The organism is Pseudomonas sp. SJZ074 (assembly GCF_007828215.1).
In the GTDB taxonomy this organism is placed as follows: Bacteria; Pseudomonadota; Gammaproteobacteria; order Pseudomonadales; family Pseudomonadaceae; genus Aquipseudomonas.
Window position 1 is genome coordinate 199216 of record NZ_VIUE01000004.1, and the last position, 13130, is coordinate 212345.

Consider the following 13130-nt stretch of genomic DNA (forward strand, 5'->3'; position numbering starts at 1 on the left):
CTCCTAACGGCGGATCGCCAGGCGCTGCTCGAAATACCGCAGCAGCATGGCAATGAGATAACAGGCCGCGACATACAGGGCCGTGGTCACCAGCCAGGTTTCGATCACCCGGTAGCTCTCCACGTTGATCTTGCGGGCGTAATAGGTCAGCTCCGGCACGGCAATCGCGGCCGCCAGGGAGGTGTCCTTGAACAGCGAAATGAAGTTGTTCGACAAAGCCGGCAGCACGTTGCGCAGCATCACCGGCACGGTGACATAGGCTTTCACCTGCCACTCGCCCAGGCCGATCGCCAGGCCCGCTTCCCGCTGGCCTTTGTGGATGCTCATCAACCCACCGCGGAACACTTCGGTCAGGTAGGCCCCGGCGTACAACGATAGGGTAATGACGAACGACGGCAGCTTATCCAGGCGGATGCCGAGGCTCGGCAAGGCGAAGTAGATCAACAAGATCAACACCAGGATCGGCGTATTGCGGATCACCGTGACATACACCGACGCCAGCATGCGCAAGACACGGTGCTTGCTGAGCAACGCGAATGCCATGGCCAGGCCGATCACACAACCGATGGCGATCGACACCAGCGCCAGGGAAAGTCCCAGGCCCAGCCCCGCCAGCAAGGTGTCGAAATCGCGCCAGACAGCGGCAAAGTTCAACTGATAGTTCATGGTCGGCAGCACCTTCGACGGGGCGCCCGCATGGGGCGCCCCGGGCTCACGGGGTCATTTGAACTCAACGGGGAAACCGATGGCTGGCGACGGCAGCTCGACGCCAAACCACTGCTTGAACGACGCCGCGTAGGTGGGGAATTCCACGCCGGTCATGGCTTCATGCAAGGTGGTGTTGACGAAGTTCAGCCAATCCTGGTCGCCGCGCTTGACCGCGCAGGCATAGGTTTGCGGACTCCAGGCATAGGCCGGGCTGCGGTAGCGCCCAGGGTTCTGCACCATCAGGTACTTGACCGAGGACTGATCGGTGGCGGCGGCATCGGCACGACCGGAGTTCACCGCCTGGTACATCAGATCGACGCTGTCGTACTGATCGACCTTGGCCTTGGGCAGCGCCTGGTGCACCAACTCTTCGGCGTAGACATTCTGCAACACCGCGACGGTGACGCCGTCACCGGCGGCCTTGAGGTCGTCGATTTCCTTGTACTTGCTGTTGGCCGGCAACAACAGGCCCACGCCTTCGCGGTAGTACGGCAAGGTAAAGGCCACTTGCTGGGCACGGCTGGCGGTCACGGTGATGAACTGGCAGCTCATGTCGACCTTGTCGGTCAGCAGGTTGGGAATCCGCGCATCGGAAGACTGCACCACGAACTCGACCTTCTCCGGGTCATTGAACAGGCCCTTGGCGACCATCCGTGCGATGTCGATATCAAAGCCCTGCAACTTGCCATCCGCTCCCTGGAAGTGCCACGGCGCGTTGGTGCTGCCCGTGCCCACGATCAATTTCCCCCGCTGCAGCACGCTGTCCAACTTGCTGTCAGCCGCCTGAGCGACACCCACGGCAGCCGTCGTGGCCGCGAAGAGAAAAACACACGCTTTGAACAAGGAAGGTCGGCGATGCATGGCAAGCACTCCAGGATGGTTTTATTCCGCTATACCGGAACATGGTATGTAACAACGGAATAGACAGCAGAAAGTGTGCCACAGGCTTGAGGCCCGTGGGCGAGGAAAATGGAAAGTGAATGGAATCAGCAAGATGGCGAAAAATAGCCAGGTCGAGGCAGCGAGTGTGCTCCCCGATAGTTGCTACCGTTGGCTACGGTGGGCGGGTAGCAGGGCCCCAGATCGGAGCAACAGCGAGTGTCGGGCACTCAAAGCCGCACCGAAATGTCGCCGCCGACCTGTCAACCCTGACAGTAGCGAGCCCCCCGGATGAGCCTTATCGTTCTGAGCATTGTCTGGATGCAGGGAAACTCCGCCATGAGTTCACTCATTACCCATGTCGCTTCGCAAAAAGATTATCGCAAGGCCCTCAAGAACTGGCGGCCGGTCATCTTCTATTTCGGTCATCCCCAATGCTACGCCTGCGGCTGGGCCGACCCTCTGTTCTGTGGCGTTGCCGATACCTTTCAGGACCGGGCAGTCATCTATAAGTTGAGCACCCACGAATCGCCCCGGCATCCAGAAGTCACCGGAACACCGACCGTGCTGTTCTACAAAGGTGGAAAATTATGTCGCAAGCTCAAGGGCATTGGCGATGAAGTCTCACTGGCCCAGGTGTTTGCCGAACATGTGGGCCGAACCAAACCCAGGCGTCCGCCCCGCCGCCATCATCATGATGTGGATTGGCTACGCGAGCGGCTTCGGACCTTGTGCACCGCGAGGCGGGCGCCAGGCCTCGTGAGACGGCGGGCGAAACGGCCCTGATAGCACCCACCGGACCCTGCACGGGCACCATTCAGCGTCCACAGAACCTTACCCTGGACAACATTCGCAAGTCCCCGGCGCGGTAATAGTCATCGCTCCAGCTGTCATCCACCGCCAACGGCTTGACCTGTTTGAGCGCGAGCTTCCTGGCGAAATAACGAAAGCGATAATGCTCATAGAAACGCAGCAGCTCCAGCCCGTAGCGGTCGGCCAGGTCGGTGTCGCCCTGGATGATGAGGTAGTTTTCATCGTTATTGCTGCTGGCCGCGGCGCTGAGGTTATGGCTGCCGCTGATGATGGTCGGCGTGTCGCTGGTGAAGTCGGTGACGATGGCTTTGGTGTGCACCAGCAGGTTGCCCTTCTGGCCTTTCATGTTTTCCCTGAGCCAGCCCTCCAGCCCGGTGTTGAGCAGCGCGGTAGCGGCGAATTCGGCGGTGCGGTCGGCATGGAATCCGGTGATGCGGCTGGTGGTGTTTTGCAGGCCGTAGCGCAGGACGTCGTCATTGGGCTGGCCGAGCAAAGCGTCGAGGATCCGATCGGGCAGGACGAAGGCGGTGACGAATAGCAGGTCCTTGCGGGCGGCATCGATGATCTCAACGAAGCGGTCCAGGTCGCCTTCTCCCGTCCGCGGCGAGAAGCCGACGAACAACCGTTGCTGCGGGTCCATGGGGTTGTTCTGGGTCAGCCACTGGCGGGTGGCATCGACCTCCTGCGGGGCGGCCCAGATCTGCTCGAACACCTGGCGATAGCTGTCGCTCACCCGGGGATCGTCCAGCACGTGAACGACATTGGCCTGCCGGTAGACACCGTTGGCAGTGAAATTGGTGCTGCCACAGAGCACGGCTTCGGGATGCAACGCACCGCTGCCATCGACCTTGCTCAAAACGATGAATTTGTCGTGGAAGATGCTCTGGGTCACCCGTCCCCGCTTGTTGGCCGGCGGCAGTTTTTCCAGGCTGGCCTCGTTGCGCAGCGTGGTGTCGTCGCCCGGCTCGGCGTGGTACAGCACCCGCACCTGCGCGCCACGGGTGAAAGCGGCATTCACTGCATCGACGATCACCGGCAGCTCGTATTCGTAGATGGCGACATCCAGGGCCCACGTGGCATCCAATGCCCGGTCGATGAAGCCGGTCAGGCGCCCCAGCAGACCGTTTTCCAGCCAGCGACGCGGCGCATCGGGCCAGTCGTCGATGGACAGGTTCCGGTTGGCACTGATCAACGCGTCCAGCTCGGGGAACTTGCGCTGGAACGCCTGGCTGGCCGCCACGGCACGATTGAAGATCACTCGCTGGTTGGCCGGCTGGCCGTTATCGCTGGTGACCGTGACCTCCAGGAACTCTCCCAACTGCGGCGCTTCGGGACTGCCGTAGGCCAGGTGGACACGATAATGAAGGGTCACACCGGGGTTGACGGCGTAATCGGCCCAGCGAAATTTCTGCAATGGCGCCTTGTCGCTGGGCGTGGCGTGGAACTCGGGGAAGGTGTGGGCCTTGTCGGGGAACGTCAGGCTGTTGAACAAGAACAGCCAGGGCTTGTCGCCCTGCCGCTTCTCGATGGCAAACCCCAGCAGCCCCTTGCGCCGCGGTTCGGCCAGGTCCATGGCGAGCAGCACGCCGTTGGTGCCGGCATAGGCCTTGACCCGGAAATCATCCTGAGGATTGGTAACGAGGATGCGCATGGTTCACTCCTGTGAAGTTGCCTCAGCATAGAACAGGGATCCAGCCTGGGTGTGCAGATCCGTGACCGAGGCGCAGCCTTCGCGGGCAAGCCCGCTCCCACAAGGATCGCGACATGCCGCAGATCAAGTGTGGGAGCGGGCTTGCCCGCGAAGGCGTCCGACCAGACACCTCAGACACAAGCTCATCACACCTGGTCGATATGCCGATACTCAGCCCCCAGCTGCACCGCCAACTGCCGGGCCCGGCCCAGGCGGATCGGGCCTCGCTCGATGTCGAGCAACAGGCAGGGGCAATCGAGTGGTGACAGCGGCACGCTCTCCTTCACTCGCCCATCCGTCATCAGCAACACCCTTTGCTGCTCCGCCGGGTAGCGCTTGCGCCGGGCGATCAGCCAATGACCGGCCTCCTGCAGCGCCGCCAGCAACGGCGTACCGCCACCGGCACCCAGCCCGTCGAGCCAGTCCCGCAACCCGGCCGAGGCCTTAAGCCCCTGCACTTGCCAGTTCGGGACACTGCCGCTGGCCGTCAGCAGCGCCAACCGGGCACGTTGCCGGTAGGCGTCGTCGAACAGCTGCGCCAACAGGCCCTTGCCATCGCTCAACGCCCGATGACGACGGGTCGAGGCCGACGCATCGACGATCACCAGCCAGAGCTCATGGGACGAACGATGACGTGCCTGCCAACGCAGGTCTTCACGCAAACGCGGACGACCGTTCAACAAGGTACCCGGCCAGTTCACCATGCCGCTGGCCGCCGCTTTGCTACGGCCCTGACGCCCCTGTTGCAATGGCCCTGCACGGGGTCTGGCATCCGCCCCCGCGGCCGAACGGGGGCGAATGCCTAAGGCTTTTTTGGCCAGCTCGGCACTTCACGCCGGGCACCGGTCGCAAGCGCCTGGGCTGGCAGGTCGCCCCACTGGCCCTGGCCTTCGTCTGACTCGGCGGCCCGGTTGCCAGCCGAGGGGGCCTGGGACGGTGAAGGGGCCGGGGCCGAATGCCTGCGCCGACGATGGCGCAAGGCAAACTCGGCGACCGCATCGATGTCCTCCGCGGCGATGACCGGCCCCCCGCGCCAGGCCGCATGGGCCCGTGCGGCGCGCAACCAGACCAAGTCGGCGCGCAAGCCATCGACACCGGCAGCAAAGCAGCGCTCGGTGATTTGCGCCAAGGCCTGATCGTCCAGGGGAATCTGTGCCAAGCGCTCGCGAGCGTTCTGGCAGCGTTCGCGCAATTGGTCCTGGGCCGAGGCCCATTCGGCGCAAAACGCCACCGGATCACTGTCGAAATCCAGCCGTCGCCGAATGATCTGTCCACGTTCGGCCGGTGCGGTATGACCGTCGAGGGCCACGTTCAGGCCAAACCGGTCGAGCAGTTGCGGACGCAACTCGCCTTCCTCCGGGTTCATGGTGCCGATCAGCACGAAACGCGCCGGATGCCGATGGGAAATACCGTCGCGCTCGATCAGGTTGGTGCCGCTGGCGGCGACGTCCAGCAGCAGGTCCACCAGGTGGTCCGGCAGCAGGTTGACTTCATCGACGTACAGCACGCCACCGTCGGCCTTGGCCAGCACACCGGGAGAAAACTGCGCGCGCCCTTCCCCCAGGGCTGCGTCCAGATCGAGGGTACCCACCAGTCGTTCTTCGGTGGTACCCAGGGGCAAGGTGACGAACTGCCCGCTGGCCAGCAGATCCGCCAGCCCCCTGGCCAGGGTCGACTTGGCCATGCCCCGGGGGCCTTCGATCAGCACACCGCCGATTTTCGGATCGATGGCGGCCAGGCACAGGGCCAGTTTCAGGTCATCGGCACCGACCACGGCGGAGAGTGGGAAATAGGGGGTGTCGGTCATGGTCGATTCTCAAAGGTGGTCGGTAAAGTCGGTTTGGAGAGAGTCTTGTGGCGAGGGGATTTATCGAAACGTCGCACCGCCCCGCTGGGCTGCGCAGCAGCCCCAAAATATCACCTTGGTAAAACTGACACACCGAGGCGGGCTGATAGGGGATCGCTTTGCGATCCAACGGGGATAAATCCCCTCGCCACAGGTTTTGCATATGGTCAGCTGATGGTACACATCAACCATCCTCTTCAATGTCCAACAACAGATTTTCCAGCGCCTCGCGATACGCCCCCGGTGCCTGCCACATCCCCCGTTGCTGGGCTTCAAGCATACGCTCGGTCATGTCCCGCAAGGCGTCGGGGTTGTGCTGGCGGACGAAGTTCCGGGTGTCCGGGTCGAGCAAGTAGGCATCGGCCAGCAAAGCGTACTGGTGATCGTCGATCAGCTGCGTGGTGGCGTCGAAGGCGAACAGGTTGTCCACCGTCGCCGCCAGTTCGAACGCGCCTTTATAGCCGTGACGCTTGACCCCGTCGATCCACTTCGGATTGGCCGCCCGGGAACGGATGACGCGGTTGAGCTCTTCCTTGAGGGTGCGGATCCGGGGCAAGTCCGGTTGACTGTGATCGCCGTGGTAACTGGCCGCGACGGTTCCACCGAGGGTTTCCGCCGCCGCCAGCATGCCGCCCTGGAACTGGTAGTAATCGTTGGAATCGAGCAAGTCGTGCTCGCGGTTGTCCTGGTTCTGCAACACCGCCTGCACCTGGCTCAAGCGCCGGGAAAACTGATCTCGCGCAGCGGTGCCTTCATCTGCGCCGCCATAGGCGTAGCCGCCCCAGTTCAGGTACACCTCGGCCAGGTCTTCGCGATGCTGCCACAGGCGACCGTCGATAGCGCCCTGCACGCCTGCGCCATAAGCACCGGGCTTGGCGCCGAAGATCCGCCAGCCGGCCTGGCGCGCCGCGTCTTGAGGCTCCAGGCCCGATGCCAGCAAGGCTTCGCGCTCACTGCGCACCTTGGCCGCCAGGGGATTCAGGTCGTCCGGCTCATCGAGGGCGGCGACAGCCTGCACGGCAGCGTCGAACAAACGGATCAGGTTGGCAAAGGCGTCCCGGAAGAACCCCGATACCCGCAGCGTCACATCGACCCGGGGCCGATCCAGCAGGCTCAGCGGCAGGATCTCGAAATCATCGACCCGCTGGCTGCCCGTGGCCCACACCGGGCGCACGCCCATCAGCGCCATGGCCTGGGCGATGTCATCACCGCCGGTGCGCATGGTGGCGGTGCCCCACACCGACAGGCCGAGCTGGCGCAGGTGATCGCCATGATCCTGCAAGTGCCGCTCCAGAATCAGGTTCGCCGACTGGAAACCGATGCGCCACGCCGTGGTGGTGGGCAGGTTGCGCACGTCCACCGAGAAGAAGTTGCGTCCGGTGGGCAACACGTCGAGGCGCCCGCGACTCGGCGCACCGCTGGGGCCCGCCGGCACGAAGCGTCCGCTCAAGGCATCGAGCAGGCCGCGCATTTCCGCCGGGCCGCAGGCGTCCAGGTGCGGCGCCACGACGGACCGCAGGCTCTCGATGATGCTGCTGACGTCCTGCCAGCCCGGCGCTTCCAATTGCTCGACCCGGCCTTGCAGGGCCCGCTCGATCAAGCTTGCCGCAAACAGCTCCAGGCGCTCGCGGGTATCGCCGACAGTGCGCCACGGCTCATCGCTGACCTGCCGCAATGCCTCGGGACGGTCGCCGGTCCACGGGTCGGCCAAGGCGCAATCCAACGGATCGAAACCCAGCCCGAATGCCTTCGACAGCGCGCGCAACAGGCTCGACTGCGCGCCCTTGCCATCACCCCGGGGAATGCGCAGCAACGCCAGCAAGGTGTCGATGCGCAGCCGCCCGCCGGGCGACTCGCCAAAAATATGCAGGCCGTCGCGGATCTGCGACTCCTTCAGATCGCACAGGTAGGTGTCCAGGCGCGGCAGCCAGATCGCCGCGTCGGCGTCGGCGTCCAATTGCAGCTCGCGATCAATGTGGGTTTCGCGCACCAGGTTCAGAATATCCCGCTGCAGTTCCCGGGCGCGGCGCGGGTCGAGCAATTGTGCTTCGTAGTACTCGTCGGCCAGCAACTCGAGGTTACGTAGCGGCCCGTAGGTTTCGGCGCGGGTCAGCGGCGGCATCAGGTGGTCGATGATCACCGCCTGGGTGCGCCGCTTGGCCTGGGCGCCCTCGCCCGGGTCGTTGACGATGAACGGATAGATATTCGGCAATGGCCCCAGCAGCGCGTCCGGCCAGCAGCTTTGCGACAACCCGACGCCTTTGCCCGGCAGCCATTCGAGGTTACCGTGCTTGCCGACGTGAATCACACCATGGGCGCCATAGGTATGGCGCAACCAGAAATAGAACGCCAGGTAGCCATGGGGCGGCACCAGGTCCGGGTCGTGGTACACGGCACTTTGGTCGACCTGATAACCCCGGGCCGGCTGGATGCCGACGAACGTCAGGCCCAGGCGCAGGCCGGCGATCATCAGGCGACCGGCGCGGAACATCGAGTCCGCCTCGGGCGAGCCCCAACGCTCCAGCACCGCCTGGCGATTGGCCTCGGGCAGTGCGTCGAACATGGCCTGGTAAGCCTCCAGCGCCAGGCTTTGGTGGCATGGGCGCAGGTCGAGGCTGTCCAGGTCATTGCTGACACCACCGAGCAGTTGCTGGATCAGCGCGGTGCCACTGGCAGGCAGTTCGGCGGGCAGCGGATAGCCCTCATCCCGCATGGCGCGCAGGATGTTCAACGCCGCCGCCGGGGTGTCCAGGCCGACGCCGTTGCCGATGCGTCCGTCCCGGGTCGGGTAGTTGGCGAGGATCAGCGCCACGCGCTTCTGCCCATTGGGCAGGCGCGCCAGTGCGGTCCAGCGCCGGGCCAGTTCGGCGACGAAATCCATGCGCTCGGGCACCGCGCGGTAGCAGACCACATCGCTCTGGCTGCGCTCGCTGCGCCAGGCCATGTCCTTGAAGCTGATGGGGCGGCTGATGATCCGCCCGTCCAGTTCCGGCAAGGCAATGTGCATCGCCAGGTCCCGCGGGCCCAGGCCCTGCTCGCTGGCTCGCCAGCCGGGTTCGTTGTCCTGGGCGCAAATCGCCTGGATCACCGGAATGTTGCGACGAAACGGCCGCAAATGCGGCGCTTCCGGACTCGACTGGGCAAACCCGGTGGTGTTGAGGATCACCCCGGCCTCCACCTCGTCCAGCCAGTCTTCGACCTGCGCCAGACAACCAGGCTCCTTGAGGCTCGCCACCGCTATCGGTAACGGATTGAGCCCGGCCATTTGCAGCCGCTGGCAGAACACGTCAATGAACGCCGTGTTCGCCGCTTGCAGGTGGGAACGGTAGAACAGCACCGCCGCCACCGGTTGATCGGCCTGCCAGTCAGCTTGCCAGTCGTCGAGGCTGGCACTGGTTTTCTGCGGGTGGTAGATGGCCGTGCGTGGCAAAGTCCGCGGTTCGGCCCAAGCGTAGTCGCGCCCGAACCATTGACTGCCGAGGTTGTGAAACAGATCCAGGGCATTACCCAGCCCACCCTGGCGCAAAAACTGCCAGAGCCGGTCGCGGTCGACAGCGGGCACGTTGCTCAAGTCGCTGAGTTCCGGGTCCGGCCGGTCATCACCCGGCACCAGGATCAACGTCACCCCGCGTCCGGCCAATTCCATCAATCGTTCGATGCCGTAGCGCCAATAGCCGATACCGCCGTGCAGCGACAGCAAGATGACCCTGGCGTGACGCAGCACGTCCTCGACGTAAAGATCCACCGAGGCGTGGTTCTGCACCTGCATCGGGTTGGCGAGGCGAAACTGCGGGTAGTCGTCCGGCAACTGCCGCGCCGCTTCAGCCAGCAGCGCCAGGCTGGAGTCGCCGCTGCACAGGATCACCAGCTCGGCGGGGGTTTGTCCCAGGTCGGCAATGTTGTCATCCGACACGAAACCGCCGGGCTGGGTCCTGAGCAGGTGCATGGCTTAGACGCTGAGGGCGGCGCGCAGCTGCGCTTCAAGCAGCCCGGCATCCAGCGCCTGGCCAATCAACACCAGACGCGTCACCCGCGCTTCATCGGCGCCCCACTGGCGGTCGAAATGCTTGTCGAAACGCGTGCCCACTCCCTGGATCAGCAGGCGCATCGGCTTGTTCGGGATCGCCGCAAAGCCCTTGACCCGCAGCACGCCGTGCTGGACCACCAGTTGCGTCAGCGCGTCCAGCAACAGGCTTTCGTCGGCCTGGGGCAGCTCGATGGAGATGGAATCGAAGGCGTCATGATCGTGGTCGTCATCGTCGCCGTCATGATGGTGGTCGTGATGGCTGTGGCGGCTGTCGATGTGTTCTTCGGAACCAGCCCCCAGGCCGATCAGCACCTCCAGCGGCAGGCGACCGCTGCTGGCTTCGATGACCTTGACCGCCGGTGGCAGTTCCTCGGCTACCTCAAGACGGACTTTCGCCAGGTCTTCCGGGCTGATCAGGTCGGCTTTGTTGAGGATCACCAGGTCGGCGCTCGCCAGTTGATCGGCGAACAGTTCGTGCAGCGGCGACTCGTGGTCCAGGTTCGGATCGAGCTTGCGCTGGGCATCGACCTGGTCGGGGAAAGCGGCGAAGGTGCCAGCGGCCACGGCCGGGCTGTCGACCACAGTGATCACCGCATCGACGGTGCAGGCACTGCGGATTTCCGGCCACTGGAAAGCCTGGACCAGCGGCTTGGGCAAGGCCAGGCCGGACGTTTCGATGAGGATATGGTCGAGGTCGCCGCGCCGGGCCACCAGCTCGCGCATCACCGGGAAGAACTCTTCCTGCACCGTGCAGCACAGGCAGCCGTTGGCCAGCTCGTAGACGCGGCCGTTGGCTTCTTCTTCGGTGCAGCCGATGGAGCACTGCTTGAGGATCTCACCGTCGATGCCCAGCTCGCCGAATTCGTTGACGATCACCGCAATACGCCGGCCTTGGGCATTATCGAGCATGTGTCGCAGCAACGTGGTTTTGCCCGAGCCGAGGAACCCGGTAACGATAGTGACGGGAAGTTTGGCCAGTGTTTTCATCGGATGCCCTTTGGCAAGGTGGCGGGCAAACGGGACGACAACCGCAGGCACAAGGGTGCGCGGAAGATTTCGCCACCGGATCACCCCGCCCGGTTGTAGTGAGAATCTGTCTCGAGGCAGGTCTCCTGGCTGACGGCGGGCCGGTCCCGGCTTTCATGGAAAGCCCTGGCAATTCCTGCGCCTTCCCGTGCGGCATGCACAGTGGCCTGGCAGGAACGTCACCGTTCACAGTTGCGGGGGCAGCCGCGGCTTGGACCGCGTTCCCTTCTTAGCTTCGGCGCAAACCGAAGAACCTCGAAGGCGCAAGGCTACGCAGGGTGTGGTGGCGGGTCAATGTCTTCGAGTTCTGTGGCGTCTGTGCCGGCCTCATCGCGAGCAGGCTCGCTCCCACATTTGAAATGCATTCCCCTGTGGGAGCGAGCCCGCTCGCGATGGCCGCGACTCGGTTTCATTGACGCCCCACCCCCAGCCATGCTCTCCTGTGCGCCTAGTAATGGGTGCCCTTCACAGGGTGAAACGGGAAACCGGTGAATCGTGTGCTTTACTTCCAGGCCACGTCAGTCCGGTGCTGCCCCCGCAACGGTAAGCGAGCGAAGCGTCAGATCCACTGTGCCCGATGGCATGGGAAGGTGGCGCTTGCAGGCAAGGCCCAGGCCCTGCCCCTCGTGAGCCCGGAGACCGGCCCATAACTCAAACATCAACAAACCCGCGGTGGGCGGGCGCTGTTCGGATCCTGACGGGCTTTTTTGCCCGGGGTTTCATTGCGCTCGATTTACCCACTGACCAAGACAAGAACAGAGGGAAGCGCCATGTCGACCATCAGCACCACCGCCCGCACCGCCAGCAGCACCACGACCCTGAGCCAGCGCCTGAGCGCGGCGATCCTCGCCTCGATCATGGGTGCCGGCCTGGTCTATTTCGCCGGTTTCTCCCACATCGAGGCGGTGCACAACGCGGCCCACGACACCCGCCACAGCGCCGCCTTTCCGTGCCATTGAGACCTGCCGACATGATCAAGCGTATCGCACAAACCGCCGGGTTCAGTGGTTTGCTGGCCGCCCTGCTGCTGACCCTTCTGCAAAGCCTGTGGGTTTCGCCGCTGATCCTGCAGGCCGAAACCTATGAAAAAGCCCCGGCTGCCGAAGTCGCTGTCGAGGCTCACCAGCATGCCGACGGCGTCGCCCATACCCATGATGCCGAAGCCTGGGAGCCCGAAGATGGCTGGCAGCGCGTGCTGTCCACCACTGGTGGCAATCTGGTGGTCGCGGTGGGTTTCGCCCTGATGCTGGCGGGTCTGTACACCTTGCGCGCCCCCACCCGCACCTCCCAGGGTCTGCTCTGGGGCCTGGCCGGTTATGCCACCTTCGTCCTCGCACCGACCCTCGGCCTGCCGCCGGAACTGCCCGGTACCGCCGCGGCCGACCTGGCTCAACGGCAAATGTGGTGGATCGGCACCGCGGCGTCCACGGCCGTGGGCATCGCCCTGATCGCGTTCGGCAGGCATTGGCTGCTCAAGCTGCTGGGTGTGGCGACATTGCTGGTGCCCCATGTTATCGGCGCACCGCAGCCGGAAGTCCACTCGATGCTGGCGCCCGAAGCCCTTGAAAGCCAGTTCAAGATCGCCTCGCAATTGACCAACGTCGCGTTCTGGCTGGCCCTGGGCCTGATCAGCGCCTGGCTGTTCCGCCGTGACGGTCAAGCTCGCCACGAGGCATGAATAGCGGGCAGGTGTTGGTGGTTGGCCTGGGCTGCCAGCGCGGTTGCCCGGCCAGCGTGTTGCGAATATTGCTGGATGAGACGTTGCAGGCCCATGGGATCGCGCTTGAGGCGGTAGGCGCCCTGGCCAGTATCGATCTCAAACGTGACGAACCGGGCCTGCTCGAATTGGCGGGGCAACTGGGCCTGCCGCTGACCTTCTTCAGTGCCGCGCAGTTGGCGGGTTACCGGGAACGGCTCAGCCACCCTTCGCAGGTCGCTTTCGAGCGCACAGGTTGCTATGGCGTGGCCGAAAGCGCGGCGCTGGCCCTCGCCGAACGATTGGGCAAAACGACCGCCACCTTGCGGATTCCCCGCCAGAAGTGCGCCCAGGCTACCCTGGCATTGGCGGTCGCGTCGTAAAACCCGATAATCGTGCCCCATGGATCATGAGCGATCTTCATTCAGACATCGCTCCCCACTCT

The 13130-nt window shown here is 64.2% G+C and carries 11 protein-coding genes and 2 riboswitches; of the genes, 4 read left to right on the forward strand and 7 right to left on the reverse strand.

What is annotated here, in order from left to right:
• Positions 1-3: 3 nt before the first annotated feature.
• Complete coding sequence (locus FBX99_RS07165) at positions 4-666, reverse strand: amino acid ABC transporter permease (RefSeq protein WP_144925747.1); 663 nt, start codon at positions 664-666, stop codon at positions 4-6.
• A 54-nt stretch (positions 667-720) separates the two neighbouring features.
• The gene (locus tag FBX99_RS07170) at positions 721-1569 is read right to left on the reverse strand and encodes a transporter substrate-binding domain-containing protein (protein WP_144925744.1); all 849 of its coding nucleotides are present in this window, start codon (positions 1567-1569) and stop codon (positions 721-723) included.
• A 357-nt stretch (positions 1570-1926) separates the two neighbouring features.
• Here FBX99_RS07170 and FBX99_RS07175 point away from each other — a divergent pair, with 357 nt between their 5' ends.
• Positions 1927-2373, forward strand: coding sequence for a thioredoxin family protein (locus FBX99_RS07175; protein ID WP_144925741.1), 447 nt, complete (start codon positions 1927-1929; stop codon positions 2371-2373).
• A gap of 31 nt (positions 2374-2404) precedes the next feature.
• Here the strand turns inward: FBX99_RS07175 and FBX99_RS07180 are convergent, their stop codons facing one another.
• From FBX99_RS07180 to cobW, 5 genes are all read right to left on the reverse strand, one after another.
• Positions 2405-4051 (reverse strand): phospholipase D-like domain-containing protein, encoded by a 1647-nt coding sequence (locus FBX99_RS07180; RefSeq protein WP_144925738.1) that lies wholly within the window; start codon positions 4049-4051, stop codon positions 2405-2407.
• 185 nt (positions 4052-4236) lie between these two features.
• Positions 4237-4791 (reverse strand): VWA domain-containing protein, encoded by a 555-nt coding sequence (locus FBX99_RS07185; RefSeq protein ID WP_144926082.1) that lies wholly within the window; start codon positions 4789-4791, stop codon positions 4237-4239.
• 101 nt (positions 4792-4892) lie between these two features.
• On the reverse strand, positions 4893-5897 hold the full coding sequence (locus FBX99_RS07190; RefSeq protein WP_144925736.1) for an ATP-binding protein: 1005 nt from the start codon (positions 5895-5897) through the stop codon (positions 4893-4895).
• Between the two features lie 223 nt (positions 5898-6120).
• Positions 6121-9882, reverse strand: coding sequence for a cobaltochelatase subunit CobN (cobN, locus tag FBX99_RS07195; protein WP_145131087.1), 3762 nt, complete (start codon positions 9880-9882; stop codon positions 6121-6123).
• 3 nt (positions 9883-9885) lie between these two features.
• Positions 9886-10950, reverse strand: a complete 1065-nt coding sequence (gene cobW, locus FBX99_RS07200; RefSeq protein ID WP_144925730.1) for a cobalamin biosynthesis protein CobW — start codon at positions 10948-10950, stop codon at positions 9886-9888.
• Positions 10951-11047: 97 nt separating this feature from the next.
• Positions 11048-11262: riboswitch (cobalamin riboswitch) on the reverse strand.
• A gap of 166 nt (positions 11263-11428) precedes the next feature.
• Positions 11429-11652: riboswitch (cobalamin riboswitch) on the forward strand.
• Positions 11653-11759: 107 nt separating this feature from the next.
• Between cobW and FBX99_RS07205 the strand changes: the two genes are divergently transcribed.
• From FBX99_RS07205 to FBX99_RS07215, 3 genes are read left to right on the forward strand one after another with little or no spacing between them, the layout of a single operon-like run.
• Complete coding sequence (locus FBX99_RS07205; protein ID WP_047703624.1) at positions 11760-11948, forward strand: CbtB-domain containing protein; 189 nt, start codon at positions 11760-11762, stop codon at positions 11946-11948.
• Positions 11949-11959: 11 nt separating this feature from the next.
• Entirely contained in the window at positions 11960-12667 is a 708-nt protein-coding gene (locus tag FBX99_RS07210) for a CbtA family protein (protein WP_144925727.1), read from the forward strand.
• Positions 12664-13068 (forward strand): cobalamin biosynthesis protein, encoded by a 405-nt coding sequence (locus tag FBX99_RS07215; protein WP_144925724.1) that lies wholly within the window; start codon positions 12664-12666, stop codon positions 13066-13068. The genes FBX99_RS07210 and FBX99_RS07215 overlap by 4 nt, the downstream gene beginning before the upstream one ends.
• Positions 13069-13130 lie beyond the last annotated feature (62 nt).